A 15573-nucleotide genomic window follows, 5' to 3' on the forward strand; every position below is an offset into this window, starting at 1 on the left:
CTTGTCGGCCTTCTTGGCGACCTTCTTCGGGGCAGCCTTCTTGGCAGCGGCCTTCTTCTCGGCAGCGGCCTTGCGCTCGGCCTTGGGCACGCAGGGCTCGGTCACGAGCTCCATGATGACCATAGGGGCGTTGTCGCCCTTGCGAGGCCCGAGCTTCATGATGCGGGTGTAGCCGCCGGGACGATCCTGGAACATGCCCTGGGCGACCTTCTCGAAGATCTCGCGGACGAGCTCCTTGTCGTTCAGGTAGGCGATGGCCAGACGGCGGGAATGCAGGTCGCCGCGCTTGGCCCAGGTGATCACCTTGTCGACCTGCGGGCGGATCTCCTTGGCACGGGACTCCACCGTCTTGATGCGGTCGTTCAGGAACAGGGCGGACACCAAGCTGCGCTTCATAGCCTTAGTGTGGCTATAGTCGGTGCCGAGCTTGCGACCCTTCTTGTTGTGTCTCATAACTCTTTGTCTCCTAAAGCTTCAAATTGAGGTCCATGGAAATGAGCTTGTCCTTCACTTCCTCGATGGACTTCGCACCAAAGTTCCGAATGTTGAGCAGGTCGTTCTCGGAGAACTCGACGAGCTGGCGCACGGAATGGATGCCCGCGCGCTTCAGGCAGTTGTAGGAGCGGACGGAAAGGTCCAGATCCTCGATCTGCTTGTCAAGCTCGGCGTTGGACTCCTGACCCTCCGGCGCGAAGATGGAGGGAGCCTCGCCCTCTTCCTCTTCGCCGGTGGAAGCCAAAGCCAAAAACGCGCCCATGTACTGGTTGATGATGTTGGCCGCGCGGCACACTGCCTCAGTGGGAGCAAGCGAGCCGTCGGTCTCCACCTCGAGAACCAGCTTGTCGTAGTCGGTGCGCTGGCCCACGCGGGTGTCCGTCACGTTCATCGTGCAACGGCGCACCGGCGAGAACAGCGAGTCCACATGGATGATGCCGATGGGGTCCTCCGTGCGCTTGTTGCGCTCGGCGGACACGTAGCCGCGGCCGACACCGATGCGGATGGTCATGTCCAGCTGGCCGCCATCGGCCACCGTGGCGATGACGTGATCGGGGTTCACCAGGTTGAACTGGCCAGGCACCTCCAGATCGGCGCCGGTCACCGTGCAGGGGCCCTCGGCGAACACGTGGGCGGTCGCCTCGTCGGCCTCGTCGGACACCTGGGAGAACACCAGGCCCTTCACGTTCAGCACGATGTCGGCGATGTCCTCGATGACGCCTTCCGCGGTAGTGAACTCGTGCTGGACGCCCTCGATCTGGATGGCGGTGGCCTTAGCCCCGTCCAGCGAGGAGAGCAGCACGCGACGCATGGAGTTGCCCAGCGTGTTGCCATAGCCGCGCTCGAGCGGCTCGACGATGTAGCGGGCAACGGTGTCGTTGACTTCCTCCGTGGTAACGGTAGGCCTCATGAACTCTGTCATGTATGGGTAGCCTCCTAAAAAAGTCGCGATTATTTCGAGTACAGTTCGACGATGAGCTGCTCGTTGATGTCCAGATCAATCTGGTCGCGCGTCGGGAGGGACAGCACGCTGCCCTGCAGCTTCTCGATGTCGATCTCCAGCCATGCCGGGACCTGAACGCGCTCGTTGGAGACCAGAGCGCTCTTCACCACGAGAAGCTCCTTGGCCTTGGGGGCCACCGAGACGAGCTCGCCGGGACGCACGCGGAAGGACGGGATGTCTACGCGGCGGCCGTTCACGCAGATGTGGCCGTGGGTCACCATCTGGCGGGCTTCCTTGCGGGTGCGGGCGAAGCCCAGACGGAAGACCACGTTGTCGAGACGGGTCTCCAGGATGGTCATCAGGTTCTCACCGGTCTGACCCTCCATGGACTTGGCGCGCTTGAAGTACCCACGGAACTGCTTCTCGAGCACGCCGTAGATGAACTTGGCCTTCTGCTTCTCGCGCAGCTGCATAGCGTACTCGCTCTCCTTGCGGCGACGCTTGGGCTGGCGGATGGATTCCTTCTTGCTGGAGTAACCGAGCACCACAGGATCGATGCCCAGCTGACGGCAGCGCTTGAGAACCGGAGTTCTGTTGATTGCCATAATGTACGATCCTTTCAGTTACACGCGGCGACGCTTCTTGGGGCGGCAGCCGTTGTGCGGGATGGGGGTGCAGTCCTGGATGCTGGCCACTTCGAGGCCGGCAGCCTGCAGGGAGCGGATGGCGGTCTCGCGACCGGAACCCGGGCCCTTCACGTAGACGGCAACCTTCTTCAGCCCGTGCTCCATGGCCGTCTTCGCGGCGGCCTCGGCGGCCATCTGCGCGGCGAACGGCGTGGACTTGCGCGAGCCCTTGAAGCCCACGGTGCCCGCGGACTGCCAGGAGATCACGTTGCCCTGGGGATCGGTGATGGAGACAATGGTGTTGTTGAACGTAGACTTGATGTGAGCGGCGCCCACGGCAATGTTCTTACGCTCAGAGCGCTTGATGCGCGTAGTACGTACTTGCTTCTTAGCCACGGTTTGCTTACCTCACTACTTCTTCTTGCCGCCGATTTGCTTGCGCGGACCCTTGCGGGTACGGGCATTCGTGTGCGTGCGCTGGCCGCGAACGGGCAGGCCGCGACGATGACGCAGACCGCGATAGCAGCCGATCTCCATCAGGCGCTTCACGTTCTGAGAAACCTCGCGATGCAGGTCGCCTTCGACCTTGAGGTTCTGCTGGATGTAATCGCGCAGCTTCGCGAGGTCTTCCTCGGAAAGGTCCTTCACGCGAATGTCGGGATCGACGCCGGTAGCGGCGATGATCTCTTTGGCCGTAGTGAGGCCAATGCCGTAAATGTAGGTCAAGGCGATCTCAATGCGCTTATTGCGGGGAAGATCGACACCAACGAGACGTGCCATGTTGTTCTAAAGTCCTTTCTTCCTAGCCCTGACGCTGCTTATGGCGCGGATTCTCGCAGATGACGAGAATCTTGCCATGGCGTCGGATGATCTTGCACTTGTCGCACATCTTCTTGACCGAGGGACGTACCTTCATGTCGTTTCCTTTCGGTATGCGGATCGTTCTATACGTGCACGCCCAGCCGCTGGCGAGTGTTTTCTCAGCTGTGACCGCGCGCGAAGGATCCGGGTCTTCACGCGGGGGCTACCCTATGCGGGCCTTGAGGGGGAATTACTTGAAGCGGTAGGTGATGCGGCCGCGGTTCAAGTCGTACACCGACAGCTCCACGGTCACGCGGTCGCCGGGCAGGATCTTGATGTAGTGCATGCGCATCTTGCCGGAAATGTGGGCGAGGATGGTGTGCCCATTCTCGAGTTCCACCTTGAACATCGCGTTGGGCAAAGCTTCGAGCACCGTGCCCTCGAGTTCGATTACATCTTCCTTAGCCAAAAGTTGCTCCTCCAAAACGGACTGATAAAGCAGCAACGCAAGATAGTACCAAAAAGGCAAGAGGATTTGAAGAAAAAATCGCACAAGGGCGTAAAAAACCAAAAAGCGGATTTGGCTTTGAAAATGACCTGCTTGTCAGGCCTGCGGTCGAGCCGCGCAGCTCTCGTTCGCGAAACGGAGCCGCCAGGTATTGTTCGCGCTGCCTCGCGCGGCCGCCTTGTCGGCAATTGGGTATGCTAGCACAGGTGCGCCCCTCGATGCAAGCGGGAGGCGCACCTTGGCAGATAAAACAAGGGGGCGGCGCGCCCAGATGAGACAACAGGGAACCCAGGCGCGCACCCCTACACGAAAAGATGGTCGACGGCTACTCGCTCAACCAGCGCAGGGTGCGGCTGCTTTTCTTCGCGAGGATGACCAGGGCGATGATGACGATATCGACGATGAAGCCGAACACGAACACATTCTGGAACACGCCGGTGGCCTCGTAGATGGACATCATCAGCGGAATGCCCAGGCTAGCAACCAGGTAGCCGCAGCTGGTGATGCGCGAGAAGATCTTCTCGAAGTCCCTCATGCCGAAGATGGAGAGCGCGAAGGTGGAATAGCCCACGCCGGTGATGGCGTACATGGCGTCGTTCAAACCAGCGCCTACGCACGAGCCTACCACCGACTCGCTGCTGAAGTACAGCACCACGAATGACACCATGGTGATGCCCGTCCACAGCACCATGGCGCGCGTCGAGCCGAATTTATCGCTGGTGGCACCCGCCAGGGGGTTGAAGACAATGTCGCAGAGGCTCGCCGAGGACACCATCAGTCCGCCCACCACCGCGCCAAGTCCCACCACTTCGGCGTAGGTTGGAAAAATGGCGTTCATACAGGCCGTCCCTTGGCACAGCATCACCACGCCCACGCAGAGGAGGAACGGCACGCTGCGGAACGCTGCGGCTGCCGGCACGCCGGGCGCGGTGCTGGGAGCCAGGGTTTTAGCGCGCCCAGCCGCTTCCTCGTACCCGTAAGGCAGAAGCCCCTTATCTTCAGGGCGATAGCGGATAACGAAGACGATGGCAGGCAGCGCCAGGCATGCGGATGCCGCGGCGAGCACGAAATATGAGGAGCGCCAGCCAATGGCCTCGATAATGGTGGCGAACAAAGGGCTTGCCACGGCGCAGTACAGCGCCTGGATGGCCCACACCACGCCGATGGCGAAGCCGGTCTTCTTCGCGAACCAATTACCCATGGTGGGCGTGACGGTAACGGTGCTGGTGGCCGCCAGCCCGAGACCGACGAACACACCGGAGACATACCACATCCAGGGCTCATCGTAGAAGGCCATGGCCACAGTGGCCAGCACCTCCATGGCCACGGCCGCGATCAGGATGACCGGCAGTTTCACGCGCGTGAGCAAATTGCCCACCAGGGGCATGGCCAGGCCCATGCACACCATTTCTATGGTGGTATAGAGCGTCAGGGTAGAGAGTTCGCAGCCGATGTCCGTGCTGACAGGATAGAACCACTGCGCGCCCACCACCGAGAACGAGCCGATGGTGCCGCTCATCATCAGACCATAGGCAATCATCACAAGCCATGCATAGTGGGGCTTATTCCCCTGTTCAACGGTTTTCGCAGATGTCATTGCATCCAACTCCGTTTCTAAGCTCGAAGATTCGTTTCCAAAGTCGATCTCTCACAGCTGCGAGATTACATAGGACCGGTACTCGAAGGCCTTGTCGGCAATGGGCAGCGGGAACGTGTCGAAGGTGTGCGTGAGGCCCGTGAGCACATGGAGCTCGGCGGGAACGTGAGCCGCCATCAGGCGCTTCGCGTACTCGATGGTTTCGTCGCGGAACAGGTCGAGCTCGCCCACCTCCAGGAAAGCCGGCGCCAGGCCCTCGAAGCTCTCGTTGCGCGCCGGGGCCTCGCAGGGCAGCACTTCATCGGTTCCCCGGCGCTCGCCCAGCACGGCCTCCCAGGCCATCTTGTTGTTCTCCGCGAACCACACGTGTGCAAGGCCGTCGAGCTCATCGTCGCAGGCCACGGTTCGGTCGTCCAGCATGGGGTAGATGAGAATCTGCTTGGCCAGCGGCACGCCTCTGTCGCGCGCGAGGATAGCGGCCCCCGCCGCAATGCCCGCGCCGCCGCTGTCGCCCATGATGGCAACGCGGTGCGCATCGATGCCCAGCTCGTCCGCATGGCCGATGAGCCACAGGTACCCGTCGAGGGCATCCTCGGCCTGGGGGCGCGGATGCTCGGGCGCCAGGCGGTAGCCGATGGACAGAAACGGCACGCCGCTTAGGGCCACATAGCGCGAGATATCCGCGTCCATCTCGTCGATGCCCATGAGGATCATGCCGCCCCCGTGGACGTACATCACCGCCGAGCGCGCATCCGACCCCTCCTTCCGGTACCAGCGGGCCCGCATGGGATAGCCGTCGGCCGTCTCAATCTCCACATCACGCGCCACGACCCCCTCCGCCAGCGGCAAGTCCCGCATCTCGGCGTAGAGGGGGTCGGCGAACGCGCGCATTTCCTCAAGGGTTCCCACGAACTTCTCCGCAGGCGGGAAGCCCGCGGAGTCGTCTACGAGCTCCTGGAGCTCGGGATGGTAGCGATAGGTCATTCCCCTCATCCTCTCCTTTTCTCGAGAATCGGAAAACGCGAAAAGCCACCTGCCCGGCACAAGGGCAGGTGGCTTTGGGGCTTACTCCTGCGGGGCGGCCTCGGCGGCAACCTCGACGGTTTCCTGGGGCAGCTTCGCGGACTGCTTCTCGCCCACCAGCAGGCATACGATGATGATGGCGCAGACGATGAACCCGAAGACGAACACGTTCTCGAAGGCACCGGTAACCTCGTAGATCTTCATCATGATGGGCACGCCCAGGCTGGCAACAAGATAGCCGAACATCATGACCGTGGAGAAGATGCGCTCATAGTCCTTCTTGCCGAACCAGGCCATGGTGAAGGTGGCTAGGCCCACGCCGCAGAGCGCGTACATGACATCGTTGATGCCCGCGCCCACGATGGCCAGAATGGGGCTGTTCACGCTGAAGTACAGGATGACGAACGACACCATGGTGACCACGGTCCAGCCGATGAACGACTTGGTGGGGCCGAACTTGTCGGCCGTGGTGCCCAGGATGGGATTGAGAGCGATATCGGCAAGGCTTGCCGCCGTCACCATGAAGCCGCCCACAATGGCGCCAAGGCCAACTACCTCGGCATAGGTGGGGAACACCACGTTCATGTTCGAGATGGTCATGGACATCATGACCACGAGGACGGCCATCACGAAGGGCACCGAGCGCAGGGCCAGTTTGTAGGGCACGCCGGTCTCGGCGACCGCGCCACCCTCTTCCTCAACGGCGTTCGGGTCGTAGCCGTAGGGCAGCATGCCCTTGTCCTCGGGACGATAGCGAATGACGAAGATGGTGAAGGGCAGGGCCATGACCGCGGCGATGATGGCCAGCACCACGTAGCTCATGCGCCAACCGAGCATCTCGATCATGTTGCTGAAAATGGGGCTCGCCACCGCCACAAAGATACTCTGGATGGTGAAGATCATGCCAATGGCGAAACCGGTCTTCTTGTGGAACCAGTTGCCCAGGGTGGGCGCAGCGGTCACGGTGCTGGTGGCCGACAGGCCGAAGCCGATGGGCACAGCCGCCACAAACCACATCCACATCTCGGTGAACATGGACATGCAGGCGAAGGGAACGAGCTCCAGCAGCACGGCCACGGTCATGAGCACCGACAGCTTGATTTTGCCCGATGCCATGATCTTGCCGCAGATGGGCATGCCCAGCGCCATGAACACCATGGACAGCGTCACGTACAGGGTGAACGATGACAGATCGAAGCCCAGCTCCTCGCACACCGGATAGTAGAACAGGCCGCCCATGACGGTGATGGCGCCGATAGTGGCGCACATGACCATGCCAAAGCCGACCATGACGAGCCAGGCGTAGCCGCTTCCGCTTTTCTTTGCTACTTCAGTAGACATGCTTTCTCCTTACGGGAACGGCGGGCAGCCGCGCGGGCCGCCCGCCCGTGGTGAGTCGACGACTAGATGCCCAGAACAGCGGCCAGGCAGGCCTTGATGGTGGGCTGGCGGTTGCCGGCCTCGCGGAAGATCTCGCTGGCGTGCTTCTCGAAGCACTCGTCGGAGATGCAGATGCCCTCGGTGAGGATGCGGCGGTCGCGCTCGTTCTTGGCCTCGGCCAGGAACTTCTGCATCAGCTTCATGTCGGCGTTGTGGTAGGCCGGCAGCATATGCATGACCAGGCAGTCGGGGTTCTTCACGTAATCTTCCATCAGGTCGCTCGTCACGCGGTAGGGCTCCATGATATCGGAGTGGCGCAGCCACGCGTCGTAAGAGTACTCCAAGCTCGTCCAGTCGCCGGTGGCGGCCAGGTCCTCGTCGTGCACGTCGGGGTTCTGGTAGATCCAGCACTCGGTGGTCACCACGTCCATGCCCTTCAGCTTCTCCTTGTCGGAGGTGAGCACGATCTCGTTGTTCGGTGCCCACTTGTTGAACAGGTCCTCGATGTTCTCCTTGAAGGAGTCGCACAGCTGGTAGCGCTCGTCGTCGGGGCCCACGGCGTAGAAGTCCATGCCCAGAAGCGCGCACAGGCGGCCGTACCACATGGCGGTGGTGGCGCAGTTGCCCACGAAGGCCAGCTTGCGGCCCTTCAGGTTGCCCAAAAGCTCCTGCATGGTGAGGGCGTCGGCCAGCATCTGGGTGGGATGGTCGCCCTCGCAGCAGGCGTTGATGACTGGAATGGTGGCGATGTCGGCCACCTCGCGCACGTAGGCCTCCTCGCGCTGGGCGCGCAGCACGATGGCGTCGTACATCTCGCTGAACACGCGGATGGAGTCCTTCACCGTCTCCTTGTTGCCGAAGTGCGAGTTGGACAGGTAGGTGAAGCCCAGGCCCAGGTCATGGCAGGAGGTCTCGAAGGCGCAGCGGGTGCGGGTCGACTCCCACTCGAAGTGGGCCACCACGTTCTTGTTGTGGAAGCGGGCGTGATCGACGCCGGTCATCTTCTCGGCCTTCAGCATCTTGGACAGATCCAGCAGGTACTGGAACTGGTCGGGGGTCATGTCGCCGATGTTGATGATGTCCTTTCCTACGAAGTTGTTAAGCATGGGTGAGATTCCTTTCCTCTTGTTTTCTTCCCTTGCGAACTCACGTTATTGGGGCATTGCCACGTTCTTGGTCCAGCAGTGCACGCCGCCGCCGAACAGGTTCAGGTAGTAGGTGTCCAGCATGACGACCTCGCGGTCGGGGAACACGCTCTTGAGCACCGCCTTAGCGCGCTCGTCCTTCTCCTTGATCCTCGGATCCATGCCCTCGTGCCAGTAGCGCTGGCCCAACACCACGTCGTTGCACACGAGGAAGTTGCAGTAGCTGCAGGAGTTGACGAAGCAGCAGTCGCCCTCGGGCCACGGGGTGCCGTCGAAGGCCACGCCGCCGTTCTCGTCGAAGAACTGCTTCCAGCCCATGACCGTGGGGTTGTCCTGGCTACCGCGGAAGATGAGATGCTCCGGAAAGGGCATGCGCACGATCTTCAGCGGGCGGCCGTCGGGCAGCGTCTCGTTCTTGAGGATCTCGTAGGCGGCGTCGATGCGGCGCTTGTTCTCGGCGCTGATGGGGCCCTCGGCGGCTTCCTCCTCGGTCACCTCGGCCAGAAGCACCGTGTCCTCGTCCACGAAGCGGCAGTACTCATCAGCATGGGCGGCGAAGGAGCCAGGCCAAATCAGCGTGCCGTCCTCCATCTTGTCGATGGGGCCCTTGCGGATGTCGTCGTCTTCCAGCATCGGCTTGGGAATCCAGATGATCTTGTCCAGGTTCCAGACGCGCTTGTACTCGTCCTCGATTTCTTCCTTGGTGTACTCGGGGTTGCGCTTGACCACCTCGGTGTCCTCAACGGCGATCATGACGCCCTTGCCATTGAACTCGCGGTTGCCGCCTTCGGACACCATGTCGGAGTTCACCATGTCGAAAACGTCAAGGTCGATGGCCATGTTCGCGCCGGCGCGACGGGCCAGCTGCTGGGCAGGCTCCATCTTGTCGTTGTTGGAGTAGTTGCTCCAGCGCATGTTCACAGCCAGCGTGTTGCCCTCGTCGTCGATCATGACATCGGGGCCGTTGTCGCGGATGGACACGCTCCAGTCGTCGAACTGGGTGAAGCGGATGAAGGGGCTGAACTTCTCATCCCCGTTGTCAGCGGCGGTGTTGCGCTGACCCTCGGTATCGGGGTCGGACACATCCACACCCGCATCGGCCAGCATCTGCTTGCAGGCCTCAAGGGAGGTCTCGCAGCCGCAGTTCACATGAACGTTCACGTGACCCAGCAGATTCTTCACCACCTCGACGAGCACCTCACGACCCTTGTCGCCGTCCTCACCGGCGCAATAGTCGGGAAGCCAGTTGATGAACACGTCGGTCTGCGGTTCGAACTCTCCCGGGAATCGGAACTTCTCAATTTCCACTTGCTGCTCCTTTCGTCCTGCCCGCGCTCTTGCGAACGCCCCTCTTGTTCCTTACTTACTGTAAGTAAGGCAAACTATAGTGACCTTCCCGCTCAAAGTCAATGGATTTTTTTACAATGTGTAAGTTTTTTTACACGCTGTAAAGATTTCAGGTAATATATAGGCGATCGAAAAAGCATCGAGCGAACGAGTCTATTGGTTGCAGAGCGAGGAAAACCCCATGTCAACACGAGATCAAATACTGGAAATCGCCTATCGGGCCTTCGCGGAGAAGGGCTACAACCACACCTCCATGGGAGCCATCGCCGAAGAGCTCGGCATCACGAGGCCGGCCCTCTACTACCACTTCTCTTCCAAAGAGGACCTGCTGCTGGCCACCTACGAGATGATCGACCCGCTCATCAACGTGAGCGCCGACGAAGCGCTCGGCTGCACGGAGCCCGCCGAGTTCAAGCAGGCCTTCGCGGCCCTCATTGCGAGCATCACCAGCAATTTGCGCAACGATGAGCAGCGGGCCCGGTTCGTTGCCACCGTCGAATCGACGTCGGGGCAGATTCCGGCCATCACCGAGAGCGCCCAGGCCCAGTACGACGAGACCTGCGCCATATTCGCAACTGCGCTGGAGCATGGAAAGGCAATCGGCGCCGTTTCGGCCGATATGGACATCGATGCGGCCAAGCAGTACTTGGGCATCTTCATCTACGGCATCGGCGACATCATGCTCCGCGGCTGCAAGATCAACATGAAAGCCACCCGTGACATGGCCTTGAAAGCCATCTTCGGATAGGGTCCTTCCCTACTCCACGTACCCTTTCTGGAGCTTGCGGGCCAGTTGCAGGCCGCGGGCTACGAAGCCCTGGCCGTATTCCTCGCGGATCTTCCAGGCGTAGCGAGTGTGAGGGTCCTCGAACTTCAGGCGCTGGAAGGCCAGGCATTCGTGGACCGAGGTGCCGAAGTCATCGAAGAACGCTTCCATGGCATCGATGATACGCTTGGCAGCCTTCACCACCGAGCAGGCGGTGCCGTCGGGCATGACGATCTTCACGGTCTTCAAATCGTAGTGGGCGGCGTTCTTGAAGTTTTGCACGGCCTGCACCTGGTCCTTCACCGTGAGGTTCGCCGGCGCTTGGGCGGCGGCCCATACCAAAAACAGCTGGCTGAACAGCACGTCGCGCTCGTCGATACCGGAACGGACGAGCGGGTTCAAGTCCACCATGCGCAGCTCGATGTGGCTGATGCCCTCTTTTAAGCCCTCCAGGCTGTAGGGGCCGAAGTTTTTCAGCCGGATGGGGTAATAGAGCTCGGAGGGGTAGCGAATCATGCCGCTGTCGATGTAGGACTGGATGGAATCGGCGTAGGCCGCCGCACTCGTATAATCGAGAATGGGCGCGAAGAAGTTCCAGTAACCGAGCTCCGAACAGCGTACGGTGGCCAGGCCCTGGAAGAGGTCGCCGCCGATGCGGCCCTTCTCCACGAAGGAGGAGTCGCACACCGGGCTCGCGGCCATGACCGCGGTGAGAATCCAACTGTAGGCCACGCAGTTCTCGGCCAGGCGCACGTAGAACTGGTCGCGGTAGGCCTCGAAAATGGCGGGGGCGTCGGGACTCTCCGCGCGGGCGAGCTCGTAGTCGGCACGCAGCAGCGCCTCGCCGAAAGAGTAGTTCAGGTGAATGCCGGAAAAGGCCATCTTGTAGCGGCCGTAGCGGTCGGAGAGGTACTCGCGGTATTCCGTCTTGCCGGCATCGTCGCCGAAGTACTGGGCGATGGGGATGTCCTTCTCGTTCAGGATATAGGGCGGGTTCGAGAAGGGCCACAAAAGCTCGCGCTCGGGCAAATTCGCGATGGCCCGCTGCACGAGGCCGTTGTAGTGCTCCAGCGATTGGATCGCCTCGGCCGGCGTGGCGCACACCGGCGTGTTCACTTCCACCTGGTTCTCGGAGAAATCGCGCACGATGTGCACGTCGTCGGCGAAGTCGGCCGGCGTATGGGCGAGAAAGCCGCCGCCGTCGATGCGCAGCGACTCTTTCTCCAGGCCGAAGCCGCCCTCCAGCAAGTGGGCGCGAACTGATTCATCGTGGGCGTGCAGCATGATGGCCTCCCGAAATGCGTCGGGCGTCGACGCGGCGCCCTGAAGCGGCGGCCATGCGGTCCCGCTTTCCCTGATGTTCGCGGTTAAGTTTACCAGTTGCGACTTCTCTCTCGCGAAATACCATCGCATCGCTACGAATCTGCAATCTGCAATCTGGACATCGAATGCAGCCCCGTTTCCGCATCCCGATTGCTCATTGACCGAAATCGTCCGGAACGGTAAACTAAGCGCTTGCGTGAAGAAGTGGGCCTTTAGCTCAGTTGGTAGAGCAGGGGACTTTTAATCCCAAGGTCGCGGGTTCGATCCCCGCAGGGCCCACCACTTTTCGCCTGGTCGCGCAAAGCAACCGTTGCGCATAACGCCAAGCTCTAAAGAGAAGCGTTCCCGCAGCTTCCCACGACCGGAAGGCGCGCGACCTTACGTTCTGGCACTGGGGTATCGTCCAACGGCAGGACTCTGGTTTTTGGTACCAGCTACCTAGGTTCGAATCCTAGTACCCCAGCCATTTTCCGCACAAGCAAGCCGCTCTCCGGAGCGGCTTTTTCATTGCCTGCTGAGAGACGGAGACGCAACCGCGAGAACCCTCCCCTACCGTGCGCCCTTTTCGGTTTTGGCGACAACGAGGAACAGGGCCAGGGCGAGCACACCCACGACGGCCATGCAGAGGTACAGGTTCGCATACCCAATGAGCGGGGCCACGATGCCGAGCAGGATGGGGCCGATGCCCACGCCCACGTCGAGCAGCATGTAGAAGGTGGCGTTGGCGACCGACAGGCGCGCATCGCTCGTCACGCGCACGGCCATGGCCAACCCGCACGACTGCACGGTGCCCACGCCGAAGCCGAGCAGGGCCGCAGCCCCCAGGATCATCCAGTCGTTGGCCGCGAAGGCGAGCACCACCATGCCCGCTGCGAAGGACACGAACGCCGGCACCATGACGGGATGCGGCCCCACGCGGTCGAAGGCGCGGCCGGTGAAGGGGCGCGTGACGAACATGGCCAGCGCGTACACGACGAAGAACATGCTGGCGGCCCGGGCCAGGCCGATCTCAGTGGCGTAGGGCGTGAGGAACGTGAGCAGGCTGGAATAGCCGAAGAACAGAAGGCCGCACACCACCGAGATGGGCAGTACGCCGGCTTCCACGAAACGGGCGAGCGGCGAATGCTCCACCTTGGCGGCGACCTTCTCTTCCAAATGAGTGGAAGGCACGCGCGTTGAGACGGCGGCATGCAGCGACTCTACTAGGACCTCGTCGCGGTTGGCGGCGGCGTCCTCGCGACCCTCTTCGGCGGGGGCATCCGTAACCGCACCGGCCACGGCATCGGCGGCCGCTTCCACCTCGGCCTCGGCGGCCGCTTCGCTCCCCTTCACCTTCGTGGAAGATGCGGGGCGCAGAAGCAGCGCCGCCGGAATGGAAAGAGCCACGAGCACGCTCGCCACAACGAACACCACCGGATAGCCGAAGTTGTTCGCCAGGAAAATGCCCGCAAAGGGCCCGATGGCGCTGCCAAGGGTGATGGACAGCATAAAGTACCCGATGCCCTCGCCCTTGCGCTCCGGGGGCACCACGCTCGTGATCACCGTGGCGATGGTGGTGGAGCACACGCCGTAGGAGAACCCGTGGGCGAGGCGCACGCCGATAAGGGCGCCCACCGGCTCGTTCAGCAAGTACAGCGCCGAGAGCGCCACCTCCGCGATGCATCCGGCAACGAGCAGGGGCATGCGCCCAAAGCGCTCCATCATCGGCGCGGCGGCAAAGCGCGAGAACAGCGTGCCCACGATGAAGGCGCTGGCGCAGAAGGCGGCCACGGCGGCCGGCGCTTGGTGCACCGTGAGTGCATAGGCGGTCATGACCACCATGAGCATGAAGTAGTTGCCGGCAATAAAGAAGTTCAGGAAGGTGCCGGCGACGAAGTTCCGCGTCCAAAGGGGCGCAGGTGCGGGCCTTTCGCAACGAGACGCGGGGACGACCTTGGCAGCAGACGAGACCATTAGCGGCAATCGCCCTCTTTCGCGATGAGCACCGTCATGGGCGACTCCTTGGTGACGGCATAGCTCACGGAACCCAAAAAGCCCTTCACGCCGCCTTGGCCGCGACTGCCCATGATGATGAGATCGCAGCCCTCCTCCTTCGCGCAATTCACGATGAGGTCGGCCGGGGACGTGCCCTTGAGCACCTTCACCTCCGTGGGGTTCACCATGTCGGCGGCGATGGCCTCCAACTCCTCGCGGATGGCCATGGCGTCGTCCACCATGACGGTATCCATGCCGGCAGCGGCCGAGCCCGAGGAGAACAGGCGCATCACATGGACGAGCACCACTTCCACCGCCGGGTTCTGGGCGGCGATCTCGCGCATCACCTCCAACGCGCGATGAGAGGGAGCGCTGCCGTCATAGGCTACGAGAATCTTCTTGCACCACATGGGCGTCCTTTCTGCTCACGTATCCGCCCCACACCTCCGCCAGGTGCCAGCGCGGCCGAATGAAGTCCACTTGCCATTGTAGACCCGCCAGCCTGCCGCCACCGATTCTTTGCAAAGTTGTTGCAATAGAAAAAGCCGCCCCCGTCTGACAGCGGAAGCGGCCCCACAACACAATTATTCGAAAGCATTGCGAGGCGGGCCGCCGTGGCCGCGGCGGCTCGCCTGTTCTTTACCATAGAAGGCGTCCGGCGAAAGCCAACGACCTTCCTCGGAAGGCCCCTACTCTGGCTCGACGAACGTGTCGCGGTCGGGGGCGAAGGACTGCATGGCCTCGATGGTGCGGGCGAACAGCTCGTCCAGCTCCCAACCGAGCATATCGGCGCCCGAGGCGATGACCTCACGGCTCACACCAGCGGCGAAGCGCTTGTCCTTGTACTTCTTCTTGAGCGACTTCACGTTGAAGTCCATGACCGACTTGCTCGGCCGCATGACGATGGCCGCCCCAATGAGCCCGGTCAGCTCCTCGGTGGCGAAGAGAATCTTCTCCATCTGAAGCTCCGGCTTGGGCAGATCGGTGTTGTAGTCGGAGGTGTGCGACTGAATAGCGCGAATGAGCTCCGGCGTACCACCCGCCTCCTCGATGAGCGGCGCGGCGTACAGCGTGTGCTTCTCCGGCTCGTCGTCGTGCTCTTCCCAATCCAAGTCGTGCAGAAGGCCCACGATGCCCCAGAACTCCTCGTTTTCCGGATCGTACTCGCGGGCGAAGTAGCGCATGGTCTGCTCGACGGTCTCGCCGTGCTCGATATGGAACGGATCCTTGTTGTGGGCAGCGAGCAGTTCAGCCGCTTGCTCGCGGGTCATGCCGGCGGAAAGTGCGGTCATGGGCGTCTCCTCTCGTCTTGCTTGTCGCTTCCTGACACTATAACGGGGATGCACCCCCTTGCGCTATGGGGTGCGAAACAAAATTCCCTATGCCCACTTTAGTGCTCGAACAATCCACGTCCTTGTTTCGGGCAAGAATTTCGAGTTGTTAGACTCTCACTGTCGAGCAAAATGATCGTTCCGCCGTAGCATGATCCTGCTGCAGAGCAGCGACAAGGTTGCGACCTGGCCTTTTGCCCAGTTGCCTCGAGATGCGCAGTCGCCAAACCGATCGACAGACCTGTTAGCGCGCTCCCTTATGTCTAACAACTCGAAATTATGCCCCGAAACGAGCCCCCAGGATTCCCGGGTGC

At 61.6% G+C, this 15573-nt stretch carries 16 protein-coding genes, 2 tRNA genes and 1 pseudogene; 3 read left to right on the forward strand and 16 right to left on the reverse strand.

Going from position 1 to position 15573, the window contains the following annotated elements:
- Positions 1-18: 18 nt before the first annotated feature.
- From rplQ to GO707_RS02725, 12 genes and pseudogenes are all read right to left on the reverse strand, one after another.
- Positions 19-453, reverse strand: a pseudogene (rplQ, locus tag GO707_RS12825) (50S ribosomal protein L17); the annotation flags it as partial.
- A gap of 13 nt (positions 454-466) precedes the next feature.
- Positions 467-1417, reverse strand: a complete 951-nt coding sequence (locus GO707_RS02675; protein ID WP_022740413.1) for a DNA-directed RNA polymerase subunit alpha — start codon at positions 1415-1417, stop codon at positions 467-469.
- A 29-nt stretch (positions 1418-1446) separates the two neighbouring features.
- Entirely contained in the window at positions 1447-2043 is a 597-nt protein-coding gene (gene rpsD / locus GO707_RS02680) for a 30S ribosomal protein S4 (protein ID WP_022740414.1), read from the reverse strand.
- Positions 2044-2061: 18 nt separating this feature from the next.
- On the reverse strand, positions 2062-2460 hold the full coding sequence (rpsK, locus tag GO707_RS02685; RefSeq protein ID WP_022740415.1) for a 30S ribosomal protein S11: 399 nt from the start codon (positions 2458-2460) through the stop codon (positions 2062-2064).
- A gap of 15 nt (positions 2461-2475) precedes the next feature.
- Entirely contained in the window at positions 2476-2844 is a 369-nt protein-coding gene (gene rpsM, locus GO707_RS02690) for a 30S ribosomal protein S13 (RefSeq protein WP_022740416.1), read from the reverse strand.
- 22 nt (positions 2845-2866) lie between these two features.
- Positions 2867-2980 (reverse strand): 50S ribosomal protein L36, encoded by a 114-nt coding sequence (rpmJ, locus tag GO707_RS02695; RefSeq protein ID WP_016309305.1) that lies wholly within the window; start codon positions 2978-2980, stop codon positions 2867-2869.
- A 135-nt stretch (positions 2981-3115) separates the two neighbouring features.
- The gene (infA, locus tag GO707_RS02700; protein ID WP_016309306.1) at positions 3116-3334 is read right to left on the reverse strand and encodes a translation initiation factor IF-1; all 219 of its coding nucleotides are present in this window, start codon (positions 3332-3334) and stop codon (positions 3116-3118) included.
- Positions 3335-3698: 364 nt separating this feature from the next.
- Positions 3699-4970 carry an MFS transporter gene (locus tag GO707_RS02705; protein WP_114539649.1) on the reverse strand — a complete coding sequence of 424 codons (1272 nt, stop codon included), beginning with the start codon at positions 4968-4970 and terminating at the stop codon, positions 3699-3701.
- A 51-nt stretch (positions 4971-5021) separates the two neighbouring features.
- A complete protein-coding gene (locus GO707_RS02710) occupies positions 5022-5954 on the reverse strand; it encodes an alpha/beta hydrolase (protein WP_198160992.1) in 933 nt (310 codons plus the stop codon).
- A gap of 81 nt (positions 5955-6035) precedes the next feature.
- The gene (locus GO707_RS02715) at positions 6036-7334 is read right to left on the reverse strand and encodes an MFS transporter (RefSeq protein ID WP_114539647.1); all 1299 of its coding nucleotides are present in this window, start codon (positions 7332-7334) and stop codon (positions 6036-6038) included.
- A 62-nt stretch (positions 7335-7396) separates the two neighbouring features.
- Positions 7397-8479, reverse strand: coding sequence for an ornithine carbamoyltransferase (locus GO707_RS02720; protein ID WP_114549675.1), 1083 nt, complete (start codon positions 8477-8479; stop codon positions 7397-7399).
- A 45-nt stretch (positions 8480-8524) separates the two neighbouring features.
- Positions 8525-9826 carry an agmatine deiminase family protein gene (locus GO707_RS02725; protein ID WP_335878677.1) on the reverse strand — a complete coding sequence of 434 codons (1302 nt, stop codon included), beginning with the start codon at positions 9824-9826 and terminating at the stop codon, positions 8525-8527.
- 220 nt (positions 9827-10046) lie between these two features.
- On the opposite strand from GO707_RS02725, the gene GO707_RS02730 reads away from it, so the two are divergent.
- Positions 10047-10613, forward strand: a complete 567-nt coding sequence (locus GO707_RS02730) for a TetR/AcrR family transcriptional regulator (RefSeq protein WP_114539644.1) — start codon at positions 10047-10049, stop codon at positions 10611-10613.
- A 9-nt stretch (positions 10614-10622) separates the two neighbouring features.
- Here GO707_RS02730 and GO707_RS02735 read toward each other — a convergent pair whose 3' ends face one another.
- On the reverse strand, positions 10623-11915 hold the full coding sequence (locus GO707_RS02735) for a hypothetical protein (RefSeq protein ID WP_114539643.1): 1293 nt from the start codon (positions 11913-11915) through the stop codon (positions 10623-10625).
- Positions 11916-12160: 245 nt separating this feature from the next.
- Here GO707_RS02735 and GO707_RS02740 point away from each other — a divergent pair.
- Together GO707_RS02740 and GO707_RS02745 are read left to right on the forward strand one after the other, a co-directional pair.
- A tRNA-Lys gene (locus tag GO707_RS02740) sits at positions 12161-12236 on the forward strand.
- Between the two features lie 110 nt (positions 12237-12346).
- Positions 12347-12420 (forward strand) — tRNA-Gln (locus GO707_RS02745).
- An 83-nt stretch (positions 12421-12503) separates the two neighbouring features.
- Here GO707_RS02745 and GO707_RS02750 read toward each other — a convergent pair.
- The 3 genes from GO707_RS02750 to GO707_RS02760 form a co-directional block, all read right to left on the reverse strand.
- Positions 12504-13907: an MFS transporter gene (locus GO707_RS02750; protein WP_157011960.1), complete on the reverse strand. Its 1404-nt coding sequence runs from the start codon at positions 13905-13907 to the stop codon at positions 12504-12506.
- Complete coding sequence (locus tag GO707_RS02755; RefSeq protein WP_157011962.1) at positions 13907-14338, reverse strand: universal stress protein; 432 nt, start codon at positions 14336-14338, stop codon at positions 13907-13909. Before GO707_RS02755 ends, GO707_RS02750 begins: the two co-directional genes overlap by 1 nt.
- A gap of 279 nt (positions 14339-14617) precedes the next feature.
- Positions 14618-15220 carry an HD domain-containing protein gene (locus tag GO707_RS02760; RefSeq protein WP_114539640.1) on the reverse strand — a complete coding sequence of 201 codons (603 nt, stop codon included), beginning with the start codon at positions 15218-15220 and terminating at the stop codon, positions 14618-14620.
- Positions 15221-15573 lie beyond the last annotated feature (353 nt).

Source organism: Adlercreutzia rubneri (assembly GCF_009755265.1).
Lineage (GTDB): Bacteria > Actinomycetota > Coriobacteriia > Coriobacteriales > Eggerthellaceae > Adlercreutzia > Adlercreutzia rubneri.